Source organism: Hydrogenophaga sp. SNF1, assembly GCF_034421675.1.
Classification (GTDB): Bacteria; Pseudomonadota; Gammaproteobacteria; order Burkholderiales; family Burkholderiaceae_C; genus Hydrogenophaga; species Hydrogenophaga borbori.
Map to the genome: position 1 here is coordinate 617,619 of NZ_CP139793.1, position 20,487 is coordinate 638,105.

General features: G+C 65.9%; 19 protein-coding genes and 1 pseudogene. 11 read left to right on the forward strand and 9 right to left on the reverse strand.

The window, feature by feature from the left end; genetic code table 11:
- Window positions 1-52: 52 nt before the first annotated feature.
- The 8 genes from SOM08_RS02960 to SOM08_RS02995 all read left to right on the forward strand — a co-directional run bounded on the left by SOM08_RS02960 (window position 53) and on the right by SOM08_RS02995 (window position 8,931).
- On the forward strand, window positions 53-850 hold the full coding sequence (locus tag SOM08_RS02960) for an ABC transporter ATP-binding protein (protein WP_070400776.1): 798 nt from the start codon (window positions 53-55) through the stop codon (window positions 848-850).
- On the forward strand, window positions 847-2,814 hold the full coding sequence (locus tag SOM08_RS02965) for an AMP-dependent synthetase/ligase (protein ID WP_070400777.1): 1,968 nt from the start codon (window positions 847-849) through the stop codon (window positions 2,812-2,814). Before SOM08_RS02960 ends, SOM08_RS02965 begins: the two co-directional genes overlap by 4 nt.
- Window positions 2,811-3,695 carry a branched-chain amino acid ABC transporter permease gene (locus SOM08_RS02970; protein WP_070400778.1) on the forward strand — a complete coding sequence of 295 codons (885 nt, stop codon included), beginning with the start codon at window positions 2,811-2,813 and terminating at the stop codon, window positions 3,693-3,695. The genes SOM08_RS02965 and SOM08_RS02970 overlap by 4 nt, the downstream gene beginning before the upstream one ends.
- 2 nt (window positions 3,696-3,697) lie before the next feature.
- Window positions 3,698-4,750 (forward strand): branched-chain amino acid ABC transporter permease, encoded by a 1,053-nt coding sequence (locus SOM08_RS02975; RefSeq protein WP_083293316.1) that lies wholly within the window; start codon window positions 3,698-3,700, stop codon window positions 4,748-4,750.
- A 138-nt stretch (window positions 4,751-4,888) separates the two neighbouring features.
- Window positions 4,889-6,082 (forward strand): ABC transporter substrate-binding protein, encoded by a 1,194-nt coding sequence (locus SOM08_RS02980; RefSeq protein WP_322470017.1) that lies wholly within the window; start codon window positions 4,889-4,891, stop codon window positions 6,080-6,082.
- Window positions 6,083-6,142: 60 nt separating this feature from the next.
- Entirely contained in the window at window positions 6,143-6,931 is a 789-nt protein-coding gene (locus tag SOM08_RS02985) for an ABC transporter ATP-binding protein (RefSeq protein WP_070400780.1), read from the forward strand.
- Between the two features lie 45 nt (window positions 6,932-6,976).
- Window positions 6,977-8,128, forward strand: coding sequence for an acyl-CoA dehydrogenase family protein (locus SOM08_RS02990; RefSeq protein ID WP_070400781.1), 1,152 nt, complete (start codon window positions 6,977-6,979; stop codon window positions 8,126-8,128).
- Between the two features lie 92 nt (window positions 8,129-8,220).
- Window positions 8,221-8,931 carry a TetR/AcrR family transcriptional regulator gene (locus SOM08_RS02995; protein WP_083293313.1) on the forward strand — a complete coding sequence of 237 codons (711 nt, stop codon included), beginning with the start codon at window positions 8,221-8,223 and terminating at the stop codon, window positions 8,929-8,931.
- Window positions 8,932-9,109: 178 nt separating this feature from the next.
- Here the strand turns inward: SOM08_RS02995 and SOM08_RS03000 are convergent, their stop codons facing one another.
- The 3 genes and pseudogenes from SOM08_RS03000 to SOM08_RS03010 all read right to left on the reverse strand — a co-directional run bounded on the left by SOM08_RS03000 (window position 9,110) and on the right by SOM08_RS03010 (window position 11,446).
- Window positions 9,110-10,042, reverse strand: a complete 933-nt coding sequence (locus SOM08_RS03000) for a YozE family protein (protein WP_070400783.1) — start codon at window positions 10,040-10,042, stop codon at window positions 9,110-9,112.
- A 263-nt stretch (window positions 10,043-10,305) separates the two neighbouring features.
- Window positions 10,306-10,890 (reverse strand): annotated as a pseudogene (locus SOM08_RS03005) (SDR family NAD(P)-dependent oxidoreductase).
- A 46-nt stretch (window positions 10,891-10,936) separates the two neighbouring features.
- Window positions 10,937-11,446, reverse strand: coding sequence for a hypothetical protein (locus SOM08_RS03010; RefSeq protein ID WP_139147118.1), 510 nt, complete (start codon window positions 11,444-11,446; stop codon window positions 10,937-10,939).
- Window positions 11,447-11,868: 422 nt separating this feature from the next.
- On the opposite strand from SOM08_RS03010, the gene SOM08_RS03015 reads away from it, so the two are divergent.
- Window positions 11,869-12,114, forward strand: a complete 246-nt coding sequence (locus SOM08_RS03015) for a hypothetical protein (RefSeq protein WP_070400785.1) — start codon at window positions 11,869-11,871, stop codon at window positions 12,112-12,114.
- A gap of 406 nt (window positions 12,115-12,520) precedes the next feature.
- Here SOM08_RS03015 and SOM08_RS03020 read toward each other — a convergent pair whose 3' ends face one another.
- Both SOM08_RS03020 and SOM08_RS03025 read right to left on the reverse strand, forming a co-directional pair.
- Entirely contained in the window at window positions 12,521-13,573 is a 1,053-nt protein-coding gene (locus SOM08_RS03020; RefSeq protein ID WP_322470018.1) for a hypothetical protein, read from the reverse strand.
- Window positions 13,574-13,817: 244 nt separating this feature from the next.
- On the reverse strand, window positions 13,818-14,870 hold the full coding sequence (locus SOM08_RS03025; RefSeq protein WP_322470019.1) for a DMT family transporter: 1,053 nt from the start codon (window positions 14,868-14,870) through the stop codon (window positions 13,818-13,820).
- Window positions 14,871-15,136: 266 nt separating this feature from the next.
- Here SOM08_RS03025 and SOM08_RS03030 point away from each other — a divergent pair, with 266 nt between their 5' ends.
- Together SOM08_RS03030 and SOM08_RS03035 are read left to right on the forward strand one after the other, a co-directional pair.
- Window positions 15,137-16,681, forward strand: a complete 1,545-nt coding sequence (locus SOM08_RS03030; protein ID WP_322470020.1) for a methyl-accepting chemotaxis protein — start codon at window positions 15,137-15,139, stop codon at window positions 16,679-16,681.
- Window positions 16,682-16,848: 167 nt separating this feature from the next.
- On the forward strand, window positions 16,849-17,160 hold the full coding sequence (locus tag SOM08_RS03035) for a DUF4148 domain-containing protein (protein ID WP_116958709.1): 312 nt from the start codon (window positions 16,849-16,851) through the stop codon (window positions 17,158-17,160).
- A gap of 78 nt (window positions 17,161-17,238) precedes the next feature.
- On the opposite strand, the gene SOM08_RS03040 is transcribed toward SOM08_RS03035, so the two are convergent.
- Genes SOM08_RS03040 through SOM08_RS03055 form a run of 4 tightly spaced genes read right to left on the reverse strand, consistent with a single transcriptional unit; the run spans window position 17,239 to window position 20,431 of the window.
- On the reverse strand, window positions 17,239-17,919 hold the full coding sequence (locus SOM08_RS03040) for a PqiC family protein (protein ID WP_322470021.1): 681 nt from the start codon (window positions 17,917-17,919) through the stop codon (window positions 17,239-17,241).
- Complete coding sequence (locus tag SOM08_RS03045) at window positions 17,916-18,884, reverse strand: MlaD family protein (protein ID WP_322470022.1); 969 nt, start codon at window positions 18,882-18,884, stop codon at window positions 17,916-17,918. Before SOM08_RS03045 ends, SOM08_RS03040 begins: the two co-directional genes overlap by 4 nt.
- Complete coding sequence (locus tag SOM08_RS03050; protein ID WP_116958712.1) at window positions 18,881-19,666, reverse strand: ABC transporter ATP-binding protein; 786 nt, start codon at window positions 19,664-19,666, stop codon at window positions 18,881-18,883. The genes SOM08_RS03045 and SOM08_RS03050 overlap by 4 nt, the downstream gene beginning before the upstream one ends.
- Window positions 19,667-20,431 (reverse strand): MlaE family ABC transporter permease, encoded by a 765-nt coding sequence (locus SOM08_RS03055; protein ID WP_116958713.1) that lies wholly within the window; start codon window positions 20,429-20,431, stop codon window positions 19,667-19,669.
- Window positions 20,432-20,487: the final 56 nt, after the last annotated feature.

Genomic DNA, 20,487 nt, shown 5'->3' on the forward strand with positions numbered 1-20,487 from the left:
CTGAACAAGGAGACCCGATGGACATGATCCAACCTGGCAAAGGTCATTCGGCATGACGGCCGCCCACCCTGCCCACCACGACGACGTCGTGCTCTCGGCCCGCAACCTGCTGCTGCAGTTCGGTGGCATCGTCGCGCTCAACGACGTGTCCATCGACGTGCGCAAGGACGAGTTGCTGGCCATCATCGGCCCGAACGGCGCGGGCAAGTCCTCGCTCATGAACTGCCTGAGCGGCTTCTACCGCCCCAAGAAAGGTGACATCACGCTCGGCGGGCGCAGCGTGCGCCAGATGGCGGTGCACGAGGTTGCGGGCCAGGGCCTGGCCAGGACCTTCCAGGGCACGCACATCTTCTCGGGCATGACGGTGGTCGAGAACCTGATGGTGGGCCGCCACCTGCACATGCGCACGAACCTGGCGCAGTCGTTCTTCTACTTTGGCGCGGCCCGGCGCGAAGAGGTGGCCCATCGGGAAGTGGTGGAGGAAATCATCGAGTTCCTGGAAATCGAGGCCATCCGCCATGCCCCGGTGGGCAGCCTCGGCTATGGCCTTCGCAAGCGCGTCGACCTGGGCCGGGCGCTGGCTCAGGATCCTCGCATCCTCTTGATGGACGAGCCCATGGCGGGCATGAACGCGGAGGAAAAAGAGGACCTGGCGCGCTTCATCCTAGACGTGCGCGAGGCCAAACGCATTCCGGTCGTACTGGTGGAGCACGACATGGGCGTGGTGATGGACCTGGCCGACCGCATTGCGGTGCTCGACTTCGGCCGCAAGATCGCCGAAGGAACCCCCAAGGAGATCCAGGCCGATCCTGCCGTCATGAAGGCCTATCTCGGGGAGGACGGGCCATGAAGCTCCAGATCGAAACCCTGCCGCAGCTGTTGCAGCGCCGTGCGCAGGCCACGCCCGATCGGCTGTCCCAACGCCACAAGCAGCGCGGCATCTGGCGCGAGTACAGCTTCTCGGCGGTGCAGCGCCATGTGCTGGAGCTGACCCTGGGGCTGCACCGCATGGGCGTGCAGCGCGGCGCCACCGTGGCCATCATGGGCGAGAACGAGCCGCAGCACTACTGGGCCGAATTCGCGGCGCACGCGCTGGGCTGCAAGGTGGTCTCGCTGTATCCAGACCTGACGGCGGAGGAAGTCCGGTACCTGCTGGAAGACAGTGAGACGGTCTGCCTGTTCGCTCAGGACCAGGAACAGGTGGACAAGGGCCTGGAGGTCAAGGACGGACTGGGGCTGCTGCGCCACATCGTGTACTGGGACGACACGGGCATGTGGTCCTACAAGGACCCCGTCCTTAGCACCTTCGGGGCGGTGCAGCAGCAAGGGCGCGAGCTGGATGCGCAGGCCCCTGAATTGTACCGCTCGCTGGTGGCGCAGGGCACGCCCGACGATGTGGCGGTGTTGTCCTACACCTCGGGCACCACCGGCAAACCCAAGGGGGTGGTGCTCACGCACCGCTTCCTGATCGACAACGCGCAGCGCCTGATCCAGGCCACCGATGCCCAGCCGGGCATGGAGTACCTGAGCTACATCGCGCCGGCCTGGGCCACTGAGCAGATCAACGGGATTTCCATGGGCCTGGGCTTGCCCATGGTGGTCAACTTCCCGGAAAGCCCCGAGCAGGTGCTGGCCAACATCCGGGAACTGGCGGTCGAGGCCATGACCTTCGCCCCGCGCCAATGGGAAAGCATGGCCTCGTCGGTGCAGGCTCACATGCTGGACGCCGGGCCGGTGCGGCGTGCCGTGTACGAATGGGGCTTGAAGGTGGGGCATGCCTTCCACGTCGGCCGCCTGGATGGCAAGCCGGTCGGCTGGCTGGATCGCCTGCAGTTCCCCCTGGCCGAAGCCCTGGTCCTGCGGCCGTTGCGCGACCAACTGGGCCTGACCCGGTTGCGAATCGCCAGTTGCGGGGGGGCCACCATGGCGCCCGACGTGTTTCGCATGTTCCACGCCATGGGCGTGCCGCTGCGGAACATCTACGGCTCCACCGAAACTGGCCTGCTCACCTGCCACCAGGGCGAGCGCTTCGATCTGGAAACCGTAGGGCACTGGATGCAGGCGCACCCGCAGGCGGGCGCACCGCTCGAATGGCGGGTGAGCTCCGACGGCGAGCTCCAGATCCGGGGTGGGAGTCCCTTTCTGGGCTACTACCGACGGGAGGGCTCGGTCGAGTCCAAGGTCAAGGCCGGCTGGTTCCACACCGGCGATGCCGTGACCAGGACCGAGCGAGGAGAGCTGGTCTTTCTGGAGCGGCTGTCCGACCTGAAGCGGCTGCGCAGCGGTGACACCTTTCCGCCCCAATTCGTCGAGACGCGCCTTCGCTTCAGCCCCTTCATCAAGGACATCATGACCGTGGGCGATGAGCAGCGCGATTTCGTGGCCGCGCTCATCAACATCGACATGGCCGTGCTGTCGCGCTGGGCCGAAGACAAGCGCATCGGTTTCTCGACCTTCACCGATCTGTCGCAGCGGCCCGAGATCGCGGCCCTGATCAGCCAGGAAATCGCGCGTGTCAACCAGTTCCTGCCTGCGCATGCGCGGGTGAAGCGATTCGCCAACTTCCCCAAGGAACTTGATCCCGACGAAGGCGAGCTGACGCGTTCGCGCAAGCTGCGGCGCGAGTTCCTGGAGGAGCGCTACGGCGCCCTGATCCAGGGCCTGTACGACGGCTCCCGTGAGGTGCGGATCGACATCCCCGTGACCTACCAGGACGGACGCCGGAGCAACTTCAACGCGAACGTGTTCATTCACGATGCCGACGGATCCGGTGCAAACACCTCGACCGAACCCCAGCGCAGGAGGCCTGCATGAGCGATTTTCTGAACTACCTCATCAACGGGGCATTGACCGGTCTTCTCTACGCCCTGATGGCCATGGGCTTCGTGGTGATCTACCGCGCGTCCAAGGTGTTCAACTTCGCGCAGGGAGAGCTGGTCGTCTTCGGTGGTTACATGGTGTGGTGGACCATCATCCAGATGGGCATGCCGATGTGGCTTGGTCTGCCCGTGGCCTTCGCGAGCGCGGCGATCTTCGGGCTGATGATCGAGCGGATCTTCTTCGCTCGCCTCGTGGGCGAATCCGTCTTCTCGATGGTGATGGTGACCATCGGGCTGCTGATCCTGATCCGCGGCATCGTGCTGGTGTTCTTTGGCCCCCAGGTGCGCGCGTTCCCGATCATCTTTCCGATCGAACCCATCATCCTGGGTGACGTGGTCATCTCCCGCTCGCTGCTGTACGGCGGCCTGCTGACTATCGCCTTCGGCTTTGGCCTGTCCTGGTTCTTCAACCGGACCCGCATGGGCTTGACGATGACGGCCGTGGCCGAAGACCACCAGGTGGCCATGTCCATGGGTATCTCGGTGCAGCGCTCGATCGCCTTCGCCTGGATGCTGGGCGCCGCGCTCTCGACGCTGGGCGCCATGGTCCACCTGAGCGGCCGCTCCATCAACATGATGAGCTCCGACATCGGGCTGGCGGCGCTGCCGGTGGCCTTGCTGGCGGGCCTGGAGTCGCTGGCCGGGCTGCTGCTGGCCGGCATTCTGGTCGGCGTCATCCAGGGGCTGGCATCGGCCTACCTCGATCCCCTGGTGGGCGGGGCGCTGGGCTCGGTCTTCCCTTTCATCATCATGCTGCTGATGTTGTTGATCCGTCCCACCGGCCTGTTCGGCTGGAAAACCATTGAGAGGGTATGAGCATGGATCCCGCAGGCGTCTTCGCGACCTCGTTTACCCAGGACCAAGCGCTGGTGCGCACGCGCCGCCAGGCCGTGACACTGGTCCTGTTCGTGCTGGCCATGTTCTCGCTGCCCTTCGTCGCCGACGCCCGCGCGGTGGCGGTGATGACGTCGATGCTGATCACCGCCGTGGTGGTGATCGGCCTGCAGATCAACACCGGCCTGGCCGGCCAGATCAACATGGGCCAGGCGGCCTTCATGGGAGTGGGCGCGTACGCCACCGCGCTGCTGGCAACCAAGGGCGGCCTGCCGTTCTGGCTCGCGCTGCCGGCGGGCGGTGTGTGCGCGGCTCTGTTCGGCCTGGTGTTCGGCTTGGCCGCCGTGCGCATCAAGGGCTTCTACCTGGCCCTGACGACGATCGCGGCACAGATCCTGTTCCATTTCATGGTGCTGAACATGCCCGCGGCCTGGCTGGGAGGCTCCAACGGCATCACGGTCGAAGCGGCCCGGCTGTTCGGCCTGGTGCTCGACACCGACACCGGCGTCTACTACCTGTGCCTGGTGGTCGCCTGCATCATGATCGCCGGCGCCTACGGCGTGGCCCGCAGCCGGCACGGTCGGATCTTCGCCGCCGTTCGCGATGACGATGTCGCCTCCGGCATGATGGGCATCAACGTGGTGCGCACCAAGGCACTGGCCTTCCTGCTGGGTGCGTTCTACGCGGGCATCGGGGGAGGGCTGTGGGCGTACTACGTGCGCTTCGTCTCGATCGACCAGTTCACCCTGATCCACTCCATCTGGTTCATCGCCATGATCATCGTGGGCGGCATGGGCTCGGTGACGGGCGCATTGATTGGCGTGTTCGTCATCCGGCTTGCGCAGGAATCCTTCACCAGCGTGGGCCCTTCGCTGGTCGAGAGCTTCTCCTTCCTGAGCGGCGACGTGGTCTTCGCCGCGATGAACATTTTCCTGGGCGGCATCATCGCCGGCTTCCTGATTTTCGAGCCGCGTGGATTGATGCACCGCTGGAACATCCTCAAGCGTTCCTACCGGATGTGGCCCTACCCCTACTGATGCCGGATCTTCGCGGCCGTCCGCTGCGCTGGAGGACGGTCGATTCGTGTTGGACAGCGTGATCAAAATCAGGAGACTTGTGTGAATACAAACAATGGATGTCTGTCGGCCCTCGCGCGTCTGGCGCAATACGGCGCCTTGGCCGCGGGTGTGTTCGGTCTGGCGGGCACGGCCCAGGCGCAGACCACGTACAACATCGCCGGCCTGGCCGACTTCACGGGGCCCTATGCCGATGTCATGAAGGACATGACGGGCTGCCGCAAGGGCGTTCTGGACTGGTGGAGCGAAGAGGTGGGCAAGGCCCAGGGCGTGGCGCTTCGCATCAAGGAGTACGACACGCGCTACGATGTCGCGCAGGTGGCCAGCCTGTGGCCCGGCATCAAATCGGAACTCGACCCCGTGGCGATCCTGGGCATCGGCGGCTCGGACGCGGCGGCACTGCAGCAGCGCCTGCCCAACGACAAGGTGCCTCAGATCCTGGCCACCGCCGGCTATGGCTTCGCCTGGAAGAGCGACAGCTGGGTGTTCAACGCACGCGCCACCTACCCGCACGAAGTGGCGGCCTTCTACACCTGGCTGCAGAAAAAATCGGGTTCCACGGCGCCGATCAAGGTCGGCGTGATCTCGTCCGAGGTTTCCCCGGCCTACGTGGACATCCACAAGGGCACCGAGAAGTTCGCGAAGGACAACCCCAAGATCCTGGAGGTCGTGGAGACGGTCTACACCGAAGCCCAGCCGACTGACCTCACCCAGCAGGTGAACCGCTTGGTCCGCAAGGGCGCGACCGTGCTCCAGGTCTTCAACAACACGGCCTCCGTGGTGGCGACCCGCCGTGCACTTCAGAGCCTGGGCAAGACCAACATCCCCATCGTCATGTCGGCCCACAACGGCCTGGTTTCCTCGGGCAAGGCCCTGGGCGGGCTGGAGCAGATGGAGGGCAACTTCGAGGTCTACGGCATGGCCATGTCCACGGACGATCCCACTCCGGCACGCGCCTACTTCGAGCAGTTGCGCACCAAGTACAAGGCGCAGGTCAGCTACACCTCGGCCTGCATCATGGGCATGAGCCAGGGACTGATCGTGGCCCGTGCCGTCGAGCAGGCGATCAAGACCAAAGGTGCCAAGGGCGTCAAGGGCGAAGACGTGCGCGCGGCGCTGCTGACCACGCCGATGCCGAGTGAACGCAGCTTCGGCGTGCTGCCCGACCTCCAGTATGGCAAGGACGCGCCCTTCCCCACCGAAGGCCTGGCCGTGAACATCGGCACGGTCGAAAAGGGCAAGTACAAGCTGCTGGAGCAGAACGTTCCCATGCCCGTGCTGAACAAGTGGTAAATGAACCCTGGCCTGGATCCGGATCGATTCCGATCCAGGCCCACTCCAATGGAGTCCCCTGTGCTTGAACTGAACAACGTCGAGGTCCTGTACAGCGATGTCATTCTCGCGGTCAAAGGCATTTCGGCCAAAGTGCCTGCCGGGCAATGCGTGACCCTCCTGGGGGCGAACGGTGCCGGCAAGAGCACCACGTTGAAGGCCATATCGAACCTGATCAAAACGGAAGACGGCCGTGTGACGGCCGGCACCATCAGTTTCGATGGTATCGACATCGCGGGGGGCAATCCGGCCGACCAAGTCCGTCGAGGCATGGTGCACGTGATGGAGGGCCGCAAGGTGCTGCGGCATATGACGGTGGAGCAGAACCTGGTGGTCGGCGGACACATGGGCTCCGGGCGCGATGCCAGGGCCCTGCTGGACGAGGTATATGGTCGCATCAAGCGGCTTGCCGCCCTGCGTCACCGCACGGCGGGCTACCTGTCCGGGGGCGAGCAGCAGTTGCTGGTGATCGGGCGTGCCCTCATGGCCAAGCCCAAGCTGGTCATGATCGATGAACCCTCGCTGGGCCTGGCCCCGCTCATGGTGGAGGAGGTCTACGGCCTGCTGTCCGAGCTCAAGGCCAGCGGCCTGACGCTGCTGATCGTCGAGCAGAACACGCGCGTCGCGCTGGAGCTGGCCGACTACGGCTATGTGATGGAGGGTGGCCGCGTCGTGCTCGAAGGCCCGTCGACCAGCCTGCGGAGCAACGAGGACGTGCGCGAGTTCTACCTGGGCCTGACGGTGGAAGGTGAACGCAAGAGCTTCAGGGACATGAAGCACTATCGCCGCCGCAAGCGGTGGTTGGGCTGAGGGCATGGCCCGTCGGAACCGACAGACAAAATTCAAGGATGAGCAATGAGCAGCGTGTCGAATGCGTTTTTGAGCGAACAGGAAGTGATGATCCGGGAGTCGGCCCGCCGCGTGGCCAACGAGGTGGTGGCCAGCACCGCTGCCGAGCGCGACCGCAGCAGCGCCTGGCCTCACGATGAAATCCGGGCGGTGGCTGAACTCGGCTTCATGGGAATGCTGGCGCCCCAGGCCTACGGCGGATCTGGGCTGTCGTTCGTGGAGTACTGCCTGGCTATTGAGGAATTCGCCGCAGCCGATGGCGGCTTTGCCACCATGATGCATGTGCACAACTCGGCCGCGCACGTGCTGCGGTCGTTTGGCACCGAGGAGCAGATGAACTCCTTTCTGCCCGAGCTGGCCAGTGCGCAACGTATCGGGGCCTTCCTGCTGTCCGAACCCCAAGCTGGATCGGACACCGCCGCCATCCGCACCACGGCCCGGCGCGAGGGCAACAGCTATGTGCTCAATGGGAGCAAGCAATGGATCTCAAACGGCAGCGAGGCCGGCTTCGCACTGGTGGTCGCCGCCACGGGCGATCCGGGCTCCCGCGACCGCTTCAGCCTCTTCATCGCGGATCCGAAGGAACCGGGGTACCAGTGCCTTCGAATCGAGAACAAGCTGGGTCAGCACACGGCTCACACCGCCCAGATCCAGTTGGACAACCTGCGTGTGCCAGCGAAGAACATGGTTGGCGAGGAAGGGCGTGGCTATGGCAAGGCGCTCTCCTTGCTGTCGGATGGCCGCATCGCGATCGCAGCGCTGTCCATCGGCATTGCCCGTGCTGCTTTGGAGGCCGCGATCCACTACGCGAAGGAGCGGGAGGCCTATGGCAAACCGATCGCCGAACTGCAGGCCGTGAGCTTTGACCTGGCGGAGATGGCCACGCAGGTGGACGTGGCCCGCCAGTTCATGCTGTACGCCGCGCGCCTGACGGATGCGAAACTGCCGTCCATCAAAGAGGCTGCGATGGCCAAGCTATTTGCCAGCGAAATGGCAGAGAAGGTCTGTTCGGCTGCGCTGCAGGTCCATGGCGGCTACGGCTACGTGAATGACTTCCCCGTCGAGCGCTATTACCGCGACGTGCGGGTGACGAAGATCTACGAAGGCACCAGCCACATCCAGAGGCTGATTATTGCGCGCCAGATCTTGGCAGGATGACTCGGGCTTGCGACTTGAAGCTGCGATTAGCCTGTCCGATATCATCGAAGCCCAGCCTGCATCCGGGTTAACGCGCAGAGGACACTGCAAGAATGAGCACGCAGATTGACGCCAAGCCTAAGTCGAGACCCCGCGGCAACGCCGCCAGACGTCCAGGCAAGGGCGTTAAGTGGAACAACGCGGTGGGTGGCGCGGATGAGCAGTACCAGCTCAAGAAGCAGGCGGTCATTGCCGAGGCTTCTCGCACCTTTGGCCGCCATGGGTACAAGAACGTGTCCCTGGACGAGATTGCCGCCGCGCTCAATGTCACCAAGCCCGCTCTCTATTACTACTTCAAGAACAAGCAGGAGCTGATCTACGAGTGCCACGAACTGTCGATGAGGCTTGGTGACCAGGTGCTGAAAGACGCCATTGCATCAGAGGGAACCGGGTATGGGCGCGTCACTACCTTCATCAAGAACTACATCTCTCTGCTGACCGACGAGATGGGGGCCCCTGCCATCCTCCACGACTTCTCTGCGATGACGGCGGCGGATCAGCGCAAGATCACCTTGAGGCGCCGCAAGTTCGATTTGGAGTTGCGCCAGGTGTTCGAAGAAGGCATACGGGATGGATCCATCGCACCGTGCGATGCCAAGCTGGCGGTCTTCTGGTTCATGGGAGCCGTCGGCGGGATTTCCCAGTGGTTCCACGCAGAAGGTCGTCTGCGTGGGGATCAGGTCGCCGACATATTCATCGGCCTGCTGGCCCATGGCATTCGACCGGCTGCGCCGGAAAAGGGCGGCGCGAGGGGGAAGTCTTGATCCGATGTTCGGAACCATTGACCGTGATCAGCCAGCCCTGAAGCGCGTAAAGAAGTCGAATGCCACAGTCGATTGACCCAGACCCTGCCGCAAAAGCGGGGCGTACCGAGCCCGAGGTCGAGCGGGCCAAGTGCGCCTTGCGGCCGCAAAGACTTAGGTCTTCGGCGGCCGCAGGTTCTCAGTTGGGAAAGTCCGCACCGCGGATGTCGTCGAAGAACCACTCGTCAACGGTCAGCTTGAGCGTACCGCGCTTCTTCATCAGTTTGGCCGCAAGCTTCGGAGACGCGTAGTTGGTGAAGTCGAACTCGAATCCCGTGCGCACGTCCCCACTGTGGTTCGTCAGTTCCATCGCCTCTGCATCGGTCAGCTCGTGCGCTTCGGCCACAGTCAGCTTGAGCTCTGCGGCCAATGCCTCAGCCAGTGTGCGATGGCGCAACTCCCCGCCCTCAAACTCGCGCCAGGCCTGACGCGCGGCGCGAACGACGTGTGAGCCGTAGCCCGCAAAGTAGTCTTCCACCTCGCGCCAGGTAGAAGCCCCGATAGGGAAGGATTTGTCACGCTGGATGTCGCCAGCGACATCACCAATTGGGTCACTGCGACCTCGCTGGCCTTCGAGCCAGCGATGGAATGGAGCGCGCGCAGCCTCTTTTGCGACCTGTGTTGCACGCAAAGGCGTCTCCAGCACGTTCGGGGCACCGTCAGGGCGGTACTTCCGGCCGCGCTCCTCGGCCGGCAAGGTGTTCCATTGAGCAAGGCTGGAGAGGAAGCGCTCGCCGTCCTTGCCGTCGGTGTGATAGCTGGTGGGCACCAGGTGGTCCAGTGGCCAAAAGACGTCACAACGGGCGCAATAGCACTTCGTAGGGTCGTCTTCCACAACGTCTCCGTGCAGGTAGTAGCGGTACGGACCGGATGGGCGCAACGGCTTCGGCGCGTCCGCGACAGCCTGCGACGAGCTATCGCTGTGCTTCGACAGCAGCGACCAGTTGGTGAAGCCGTTCTGCACCGCAATGCGGTCCAGGGCTTCGCTGTGGCAGATGGAGAGTGCGCGGCCGAGCTTCTTCGCTTCGCGGCGGAAGCGCTCGAGCTGCAAGGGAGAGAAAGATGTAGCCATGACTTGACTCCGCGGTCGCGGCAAGTCCGATGCGCCCACACACCGAGCCAGCGGCGACCATTGGAAGGTCAAGGCAGGACTCGTCTTGAAACTCGCGCTGTCAGTACGACTTCGCCTCGTGGGCGGGCAAGCCGGCGGAACGGCTTGAGCCGAAGCATAGCGACACTTGGGCCGAATTGTCTAGTACCCCTGGAGGCGTCAGCAGCGCACCAGACGCCTACCTGTTGAACGTTCGTAAAGTCGCGTGCCTGTCTCACGTACATCTAGGTGCTCAGGCCGCCATCGACCATCAGGAGACTTCCGGTAGTGAAGGAGCTCATGTCCGACGCCAGATACAACGCCGAACGTGCGATTTCCGGAGGAGTGGCATGGCGTCCCAGCGAAATCTACTCGTCAAACATGGTTGCGGCATCTCGTTGGATGGCCTGCGAAATCTGCCGCTCTATGCCGAGCTGGAAGTCATTGGAAACCGGTCCAGGGTGAAGGGTGTTCACTCGGATGCCCCGGTGGCCTGCCTCCTTCGAGATGGAGCGCATCAGACCAATCTGCGCATGCTTGGCAGTGATGTAGGCGTACACGCCCTCAGCTCCAATGACGCCTGCCACACTGCTCGTGATGATGATGCTGCCGAAGTCGGCCATGTGCGGAAGAGCGTACTTGCAGACCAGAAACGCGCCGCGAACGTGTACAGCCATCACGCTGTCAAACACGTCTTCCGGGTACTCCGCGAGCGGCGCCACGACGCCAGCATTGCCAGCGTTGCTGAACAATACGTCGATGCGGCCCCAGGCTTGGCGCGCGGCTTCGATGAACGAACGAACGTCCTCGGCGCGTCTTACATCGGTCATGTGCACGTGAACCCTGTCGTCGTTGAGTGACTTCACTGCCCAAGAATCACTTTGCCTTGGAGCAACGTCTCGGACTGAGCCTGCTTTTCGCGGTGGGCAGTTGCCGTGCCACTTCAGGCATTGTCATTCCTTCCAGCACGTGGGTGATGACTTGCCGCTCTCGTCCCGAGAGAGCCGCCATGGTGTGCCTGGAGAGCTTGGCTGTCGCTCTCTCCTGCCTCGCCACTTGCATGTGGCGTCTTACCGCGCTGCAGGTAAGTCGTGCCTTCTGAGTCAACGCAGAGATGTCTTTTCCGTCGAAATCAGGGTGGGAAAGGCTGCGGCAGAGGTTCACGGCTACGCGGCAGCCATCGCGGAACACCGCCAGCAGGGAGAGTCGTTCTCGAATTCCCGTCTCTGCGTAGCAGACGGCGCGGTACTCCTCGTTGGAGACGTGTTCGGCCAACTGGTGGCTGCACCACAACTGCAATGCGCTCGTTGGCTTCTGTCTGCCAAGCCACAGCATGTTGGAATCCTGCAGGTCGAATCCCATGCGCAGGTAGTCGACCGCGGTCATCGATGCGGCTTACATAAGGGAGTGTTCAGCACCGCATGGGTGAACTCAATCAGCGGTGCGGGCGCTTTCGGCGCAAGTGCTGCGCTCGATATCGTTTAGGTTGAAAGCACTTTTCTCCGTTGGATTTCTTGTCTCTCCCTGGTCGTTGATACGCTCTGTAGCGCACGTAGAGATTCTCTAGACCAATGGCCGATTCGATGTCCTACGGAATCAGGACGGGCCAACCCGAAAAACCTCACCGCGTCAGTAGCGAGTCGACGGTCCAGTAACTGGTCGCCGTGGCCCATGCCGCATTCGCACTCACCGTCTTGTCGCTCTCAATCTGCGGTGGGGCTGGGGGTGCTTCCACGTCAAACCAGCCGTAGAGTGGTCGGCACTGGTGCTTCAGCCTTGGGAGCGTTGTCAGCGGAGAGGCCAAGATCATGGCGACTTTGGTGGAGATTGCAAACGCACTGGTCTATGCGGGACGGACCAAGCTGAGCAGCGTCACTCTAGAAACGCGGGCGCGATGCATCGGCGTTTCGATGTTTGTAGAAGCAGACTCCTCGAAACTCGTCGTGCCTGTCTGGGACGGTCTTTTGAGGCCGAAGGGGTTGCCCGAGGACGTCCACGCCAAGCCGTTGGCCCTCGTTGTGCGCGCCATCTACTCCGACGAATTGCGCGCGTAGTTGGTGGCGTTGGGAATTGAGTGCAAGTCAAGTGTCCTGAAGAATGGACCAAGTTCTTGAGGGAGGATTCTCAGATGAGGCAGAGGCGTCATCCGCAAGGCCAACATTCCGCTCGAAAACTGAGGGTGTGGTCCCCCGAAGGCGGCAGAAGATCGGTCTACTGATCTATGTTGCTTAGACGAAGAAACGCACCAGGATGCGCAGTTCTCGACTCTATTTGCTGCAACGCAGCGGTAGGCCACGCGGACTGCGGCGGCAGTTTTCGACATTGGGCGGAGTACGATGTCCTTCGACCTTGGCGAAGACCGCATGCGCCCTAGCGGGCAGTTTGCGACATTATTTGATCAGAATATCGATTGCGCGATCCGGCGCCAGCCCTCGGCGAATCCGCCGAGCGGATGGGGGGCTATCTCGATGCCACGGCGGGCTGCTCGTAACTGGGTGGCGGCGCGTTTCCCTGCTTCAAGGCCGCCGCCAGCCCACGAATCGAGCTCAACTCGGCGTCCGACATCACGATGTCGCCCACCGGCATCTTCTGCGCCTGGGCCCGAGCGAACATCTCGATGCCTTGGGAGGGGTCTTCGCCCAGTGCGTGCAACTCCCGCGTCGCGAATTCGGCGGCCGTCGGGTAGACGCCGTCCAGGCCGAAGTAGAGGATCGACTTCGAGACGTACCGTCCGGACAGCCAACTGCCTCCCGGGATGATGGCCAGAGCCACATGCCCCGCCAGGCCAGGCACCGCCGCGAGTCGCGCCTTGGTTCTGCGCGACTCGGCTTCGGGCGACGAGGTGATGTACAGGCCATAGGCCGCCAGCCAGCGCAGATCGTCCGCCGTTTGGGCCTGCTTGAGCAGGTTCGTCGGGAGTTTGATGCCCGGCGACAGGTCGAACCCCAGCTGGTGCGGGTTGGGATCGAAATAGGTGCTGTACACACCCGCTTCGTATGCCGGCTTTCCGAGCAGCTCCACCGCCTGGCCATCGTCGAGCGTCACCTGGAAGGGCTGGCCTGGCTGCAGGCCATGGCGGGCCTTTCGAAGCGCCACCATCGCCGAGTAGGGCTCGTCGGGTTCAATGGCCCGGCCGTTGATGGCCACCACGACGTCGCCGACCTTGAGCTTGGGCTCGGCCGTCGGGTCCACCCACACGACACGGGCCTTGTGGTCCACGCCAAGCTTGGCATAGGCCGCGCGCAGCTCATCGCTCAGCTGCTGGGGGTCGACGTGGCCCGTCGTCATCAGAATGAAGGGCTCGTGCGGGTGAGCCGTGCTGCAGTAGCGCTGTGTTGCCATGCGCTGGGCCTGTTCGTAGACGGCGCGCAGCAGGCCGATCTCGTTGTGGAGCTGAACCCGCGCCTGCTCCAGGGCGCCGGGGGAGACAGGCATGTCTTTGGCGATGCGCTGCGAGGCGCAGCCCGCCAGGGCGAAAAGCGACATCGCCAGAAGGAATGTGCGCAGTGTCATTTCAGATGGTTCGGCGCTGTCCCATGGCTGTGCCGACAGCCGGTGGCCCCGCGGTGGCGAAAGCCCGCCAGGTTGCGGGCCGTGGATGCTTGCATTTGCGCTAGCTATCGGCGACGGCGCCGAAAGCTTGAGGCCTTGCCGGCCGCGCTCGGTTCAACGCGGAAGGCCCAGCCCCTGCCCATTCCTCCGCGTTGAGCGCTCGCTCGCGCCCCCCCCACCGGGTGTTCGACGCGCGAGGGGGCTCTCAATGCGTATGGCCGTGGTGCAGGTCGGGCACATGGGGGTGCGCATGCACCTGTGCCGCATGGACATGGCGATGGCTGTGAGCCGCCTGGGGCATGGGCTCGTGGTGGTGGTCGTGGTGGCCGTCGTCGTGCGTGTGGGCGTGCTCGTGTTCGGTGGGCTCGTGCGCGTGTTCGTGCTCATGCGACTCCAGCAGATGCAGCGCGATGCCCGCGAGCATGAGTGCGCCGCCCAGCACCAGCAGCAACGATCCACCGCGTTCCCCGAGGCCCCATGCACCCAGCGCGCCAATGAAGGGCGCAAAGGCGAACACGGATCCCGTGCGCGCGGCGCCAAAGCTGCGCTGGGCCAGCAGGTAGAAGCGAAGGCTCAGGCCATAGCCGCTGGCGCCGATGCCCACCAACCCGCAGGCCACCCAACCGCCGGGCAGGGGTTCGCCGAATGCCCAGGCCAGGGTGAACGTGGCCACCGCGCCCAGACAGGATTTGCTCAGCACGACTTGCCCGGGGTCGCGGTCGGCGAGCCCTCGCGACAAGCTGTTGTCCACGCCCCAGGCGGCGGTGGCCACCATCACCGCGACCAGGCCGAACAGCTGCGCGTGGCCCTGCAAGCCTTGCTCGAATGCGAGAACCACGCCGCCAGCCAGCAGCGAGGCCATGGCCAGGACGACGCGCTTGTCCACGGTCTCCCCATACAGGCGCCATGCCAGAACGGCGGTGAAAAAGGCTTCGAGGGTCAACATCAGCGAGGCCGAAGTGCCGCTGGTGCGCTGCAGGCCCCAGGCCAGGGCAACCGGCCCGATGACGGCACCCGACAGCGCCATCCCCAGCAAACGGCCGGTGTCGCCGAGCCGCAGTGGCGCTTCGCGCTCCCGGGGGCGGCGCACAAACAGCGACACCAGGCTGGCACCGCCGTAGAGGAGGGCGGCCGTGGTGAATGGGCCGAGGCCCTGGCCCCACCGCTGGACGAAGGGTGTGCTCAGGCCGAAGAGGGTGGCCGCCAGCAGCGCCAGCAGGCCACCTTTGAGCACGGGTGAAAGCGATCCGTGTGTCATGTCATGGCGACGGGTGAAGGGCGTGGCAACGAAGTGGCCCGGGTGAGAGAGAACGGCATGCGGATTCTGCTTCCTTCTGTCGGCCGCGACCGGCGCGCGTGAACGCGTCGCCCACGGGGGCTTGGGTGCGCGGCGCACCGGCCCGCGGTCCAGCGGTCGGCGGGCGGCTCAAGAACACCCACACGCCGTCGATACGGGAAGCACGCCCCCGCCGTGTCTGGCGCAGGGGCGAAACCCACCTTTCCGTACTACATCGGTTCTATCGGATGACACTCAATGACCTCAAGGTCGGCAGCCGCCTGGCCTTTGCCTTTGGACTGGTTCTGCTCATCACGGCCCTCATGTCCGGCATCGGGGTATGGCGCCTGCAGGAACTGGCCGACACGACGCAACGGCTCGCCACCACCGACAACGAGAAGCTCCAGCTGGCCGTGCGCTGGCGCCAGACCATCGATCTGAACTGGGTCCGCACGCGCGCCGCGGTACTGGACTCGGACACCAGCCGCATCAGCGATTGGCAGGCCCGCATGGACAAGACCTCCGAGATCACCCTGGCCTCGCGCAAGCGGCTGGTGGAACTGGTGCAGGAGGACGAAGGCAAGCGCCTGATCGCGGCCATTGATGCCGCGCGCGAGGCCTACCGCACGCCGCGCGCGAACCTGCTCAAGCAGCGCCTGGTCGGCGAGGACGTGAGCGCGGCGCTGGAGCGCGATCTGCGCCCGCTGGCCGAGGCCTATCTGGGCTCCATCGCCAAGCTCGAGGAGTACCAGCAGTCCCTCTATGACCAGGCCCTGGCCCAGGCCCATGCCAACGCGGCCCAGGGCCGCTGGATCCTGATCGTCGGCGGTGTGTTCGCCGTGCTGCTGGGCGCGGCCGCCGCCTTCGTGTTGAGCCGCTCCATCACCGTGCCACTGCGCCAGGCCGCCGACGGCGCGCGCCGCATCGCCGAGGGCGACCTCACCAGCCGCATCCACAGCGAAGGCCGCGACGAAGCGGCGCAGCTGCTGCAGGCCCTCAAGGGCATGCAGGACAACCTGGCGCGCGTGGTCGCCAACGTGCGCGGCAACGCCGAAGGCGTGGCCTCGGCCAGCACGCAGATCGCGCAGGGCAACAGCGACCTCTCGGCCCGCACCGAGCAGCAGGCCTCGGCGCTGGAGGAGACGGCCGCGTCGATGGAGCAGCTCAGCGCCACCGTGCGCCTGAACGCCGACAACGCGCAGCAGGCCAACCAACTGGCGCGCAGCGCCTCCACGGTGGCCGAGCAGGGGGGCGAGGTGGTGGCCCAGGTGGTCGACACCATGAAGGGCATCAACGACAGCTCGCGCCGCATCGCCGACATCATCAGCGTGATCGACGGCATCGCCTTCCAGACCAACATCCTGGCGCTCAACGCGGCGGTGGAAGCCGCGCGCGCCGGCGAGCAGGGCCGCGGCTTCGCGGTGGTGGCGGGCGAGGTGCGCAACCTGGCCCAGCGCAGCGCCGAGGCGGCCAAGGAGATCAAGGGCCTGATCACCGCCAGCGTGGAGCGTGTCGAACAGGGCTCGGCCCTGGTGGACCGCGCCGGCGCGACCATGACCGAGGTGGTGGCCAGCATCCGCCGCGTGACCGACATCGTGGGCGAGATCAGCGCCGCCAGCAGCGAGCAGAGTTCGGGTGTGGCCCAGGTGGGCGAGGCCGTGACGCAGATGGACCAGGCCACGCAGCAGAACGCGGCGCTGGTGGAGGAAAGCGCGGCCGCGGCCGCCAGCCTCAAAACCCAAGCCGCCCAGATGGTGGAGTCGGTGGCGGTGTTCCGGCTGAACCAGGGCTGAGCCGCGGGCGCTGGCGCCCGAGACAGTTGCCCAATCAGCAACTATTCATTTCCGTTTGGCTTGTTTATTCCTTTGAAGGCAGTCTTTACAGTTCATCCCATGCCGAACAGAAAGCGGCATCGAGATTCAAACCACTGTCTATCCGCTGTCTTTTTAAAGGAATTGTCATGAAAACCGCCAAAAACATCGCCCTTTCCCTTGCTCTGGCTCTGGGCGCCGGTGCCGCCTTCGCCGAAGGCCCCATCGAAGGCAACGAAGTCTTCAACTTCCAATCCACCCTGAGCCGCGCCGAGGTGCAGGCCCAGGCCGTGCAAGCCAACCAGGCCGGCCTGGTCGCCCGCGGCGAGATCTTCCCGGTCGACCAGGCCGTGGCCAGCAGCGGCCTGAGCCGCGACGAGGTCCGCGCCGAAGCGATCCAGGCCCAGCGCACGGGCCGCACCGCGCGCGGCGAGATCGTGTCGGTGGAAGCGGGCGCCTGAGCCCCAGGGCGCGCGCCGCGCCCTCGCCCGACATTCACAGCGGCGGCCCCTCGGGGCCGCCGCTTTTGCTTGGGCGGTTTACCCTCCGGGCGCCCTGGCCGGCGATGGGGGCGCGGCCGGTGGCGGTGTGAGCGCCGCCGCACGCGCCACCGCCGCCGCCGCGTCGGTGGCCAGGCGGTCCAGCAGCGCGGCGTAGGCCTGGGCCTGGGCCTGCGGCGTGTCCGCGCCGGCCGCCAGTTCGTAGTCGAGCCGCTGGCTGGTCGCCGTGCGTGGCGCGGCGCCCATGGACGCCACCACGAGGCGCGCGCTCGCCTTCAGCTGGCGCTGCGCGCGCGAATAGTCCATGCGGTCGATCACCACGCGCAGGCCCGCCACCGGCGACCACTCCGAACACTGGGCCTCGCAGATGCGCCAGTCCGGCAACCGGGCGCGCAGTCCGGAGGTGAACTCGCGCGCCAGGCCCACCTCGATGCGCTCGGCCCAGAAGGTGTCGGGCCATTCGGCCAGGGTGCTGCCGTCGGTGCGGTAGCGCACGCGCCGCGAGACGAGGTACTCCGGAATCTGCAGGCGCGCGACCGCGAGCGTGGCGCCCTCCACCGGCGGCGCGGCCGCTGGCGCGGTGGCGATGGCCGGGGCGCCCGGCAGGGTCAGCAGCGTGGGCGCCCGCTCGGGCGCCGAGGCGCAGCCGGTGAGGACGGCCGCGGCGGTGGCCGCGAGCGTGAGGGCCGCGGCGCGGCGGGGGAAGGAGGGCGTGCTCATTCGCGTCGGTTCCCGAAAATGATGGCGTTGGGTTTCTCTTCGAGCAGCTCGGCGAACGAGCGCAGACCGCGCGCGGCCTGCGAGAGGTCGCGCACCGCGGTTTCCAGGTCGGCGCGCAGCGGCGCGTCCGGCGCGGACAGGTCGGCCAGGCGGTCCATGGCCAGCTTGGCCGATTGCGTGGCCTCGCGCGCGCCGACCAGCGCGCGCTGCAGCTCCGGGCGCGCTTCCTGCAGCGACTGTTCGGTGCTGCGCGACAGCCGCTCGACGGACGCCAGCGCCGCCGTCGAGCTGGCCTGCACCTGGCGGATGGTCTCCGTGGCCGCGGTCAAGGTCTGGCGCGAGGCCGCCGCCGTCAGCTTGAGCTCCGCCGAAGCCTCGGACAGCGCCACCTGCACGCCGCTCAGCGTCTTCTGCACCACCACGAGGGTGTTGCGCATTTCCTCGGCCGTGGCGCGCATCTCGCTCACGGTGTCGCGCAGCGGCAGCTCGGCCACCTGTTGGATCAGCGGGCCGAAGCGGTCCTGCAGCGCCGGGATCTCCGGGTGGCGCGAACCGCCGTGCAGCGTCGCGGGCGTCTGCGGCGCGAAGTCGAGTTCGACCGCCTTCTGGCCGGTCACGATGCTTTCGGACACCAGCCGCGCGCGCAGGCCGCGCGCCACCAGCGCGGGCACGTCGACGCCCGCGCCCGCGAGCGCCGAGGCCTGCAGCCGCAGGACCACGGGCACCGTGGTGCGCAGCGTCGCGCCATCGACGCGGATGCCGATCTCGGTGACCTGGCCGATGGCCACGCCGCGAAAGGTCACCGGCGCGCCGATCGACAGGCCGCTGACGTTGTCTTCATAGAACACCGTGGCCTTTTGCTGGTCGCTGAACCAGTCCTTGCCGCCGAGCCAGAAGATGGCGGCCAGCACGATGAACAGGGCGGCGACGACGAAGCTGCCGATGAGCAGGGCGTAGCGTTTCATGCGGAATCTCCCCGCGCGCTGGGCGCTGGTGGGTCGGGCGGCGCTTCCCTTCGCAGGAAGGCATCGACCGTGGGATGGACGTGGGCCCGCGCGAGTTCGCGCGGGCAGCCGCGCGCGATCGGCGTTTTGCTGTCGGCGTCCAGGAACAGGCCGTCGTCCGCGATGGCGAACAGACTGGGCAGTTCGTGGCTGACCAGGACCACGGCCGCGCCGGTGCGCTGGCGGATGTCGAGGATCAGGTCGTCGAGCCGGCGCGAGCTGATCGGGTCCAATCCCGCCGAGGGCTCGTCGAGGAACAGCAGCGGCGGCTCGGCGGCGATGGCGCGCGCCAGCCCCGCGCGCTTCTTCATGCCGCCGCTGAGTTGGGCCGGCATCTGGTCGGCGGCGTGGTCCAGGCCCACCCAGGCCAGCACCTCGCGCGCGCGCGCTTCCTGCGCCCGGGCATCCAGGGCCGTCTGCCGCGCCAGCGCCAGGCAGACGTTGTCCAGCACGGTCATGGACGACCACAGCGCCGCGCTCTGGAACAGCATGCCGAACTTCAGCCGCATGGCCTCGCGCTCGGCCTCGCCGCTGGCCCAGTAGTCGACGCCGCCGTGGCGCACCGTGCCGCTGGCCGGCGGCAGCAGGCCCACCAGGTGCTTGAGCAGAGTGCTCTTGCCGCAGCCGCTGCCGCCCATGATGGCGAAGATGCGGCCGGCTTCCACGTCGAACGAGATGCCGCGCTGGATCAGGCGATCGCCGAAGCGCATCTCCAGGTCTTGCACGCTCAGCAGCGCCGCCATTCAGATCCCCAGCGTGTTCGCGACCAGCGCGAACACGGCGTCGATGACGATGATGGCCACGATGCTGGTCACCACCGCGCCCGTGGTGGCCAGGCCCACGCCCGCGGCGTTGCGCTGCGCGTAGAGGCCGTGGTAGCAGCCCACCATGCCGATCAGCGCGCCGAACACCAGCGACTTCGCGGCGCCCAGGCCGAGGTGTGTCCAGGTGAGTGCCTCGGCCGTGCGGTGCATGTAGGCGGCGGGCGAGAGATCGAGCATCACCGAGGCCACCACCATGCCGCCCACCAGGCCCGCGAGACAGGCGAAGACGAACAGCAGCGGCATCATCACCAGCAGCGCCGCCACGCGCGGCAGCACCAGGAAGTCCATTGCCGGCAGGCCCAGCACCTCCAGCGCGTCCACTTCCTCGTTGGTCTGCATGGTGGCCAGCTCGGCCGCGAAGGCCGCGCCGGTGCGCCCGGCGATGACCACGGCGGTGATGATGGCCGCCATTTCGCGCGCCACCGAAATGGCCACCAGGTCGGCGACGAAGATGCCGGCCCCGAACTTGAGCAGCTGCACGGCGCCCACGAAGGCGAGGATGGCGCCCACCAGGAAGTTGACCAGGCAGACGATGCCCACCGCGCGGGCGCTGGTGTCGGCCAGCACGCGCAGGGCGTCCTGCACTCGGTAGCGGCGCCGTCCGCCCAGTGCCGCCACGGCCGAGAGCAGGACCTCGCCGAGAAAGGCCACGGGCCGGCGCGCGAGGGCGAGGGAGACCGGCATCAGGCGCGGACCTTTCGGCGCACGGGGGTGGCAGCGGGAGGGGCTGTCATCGGCCT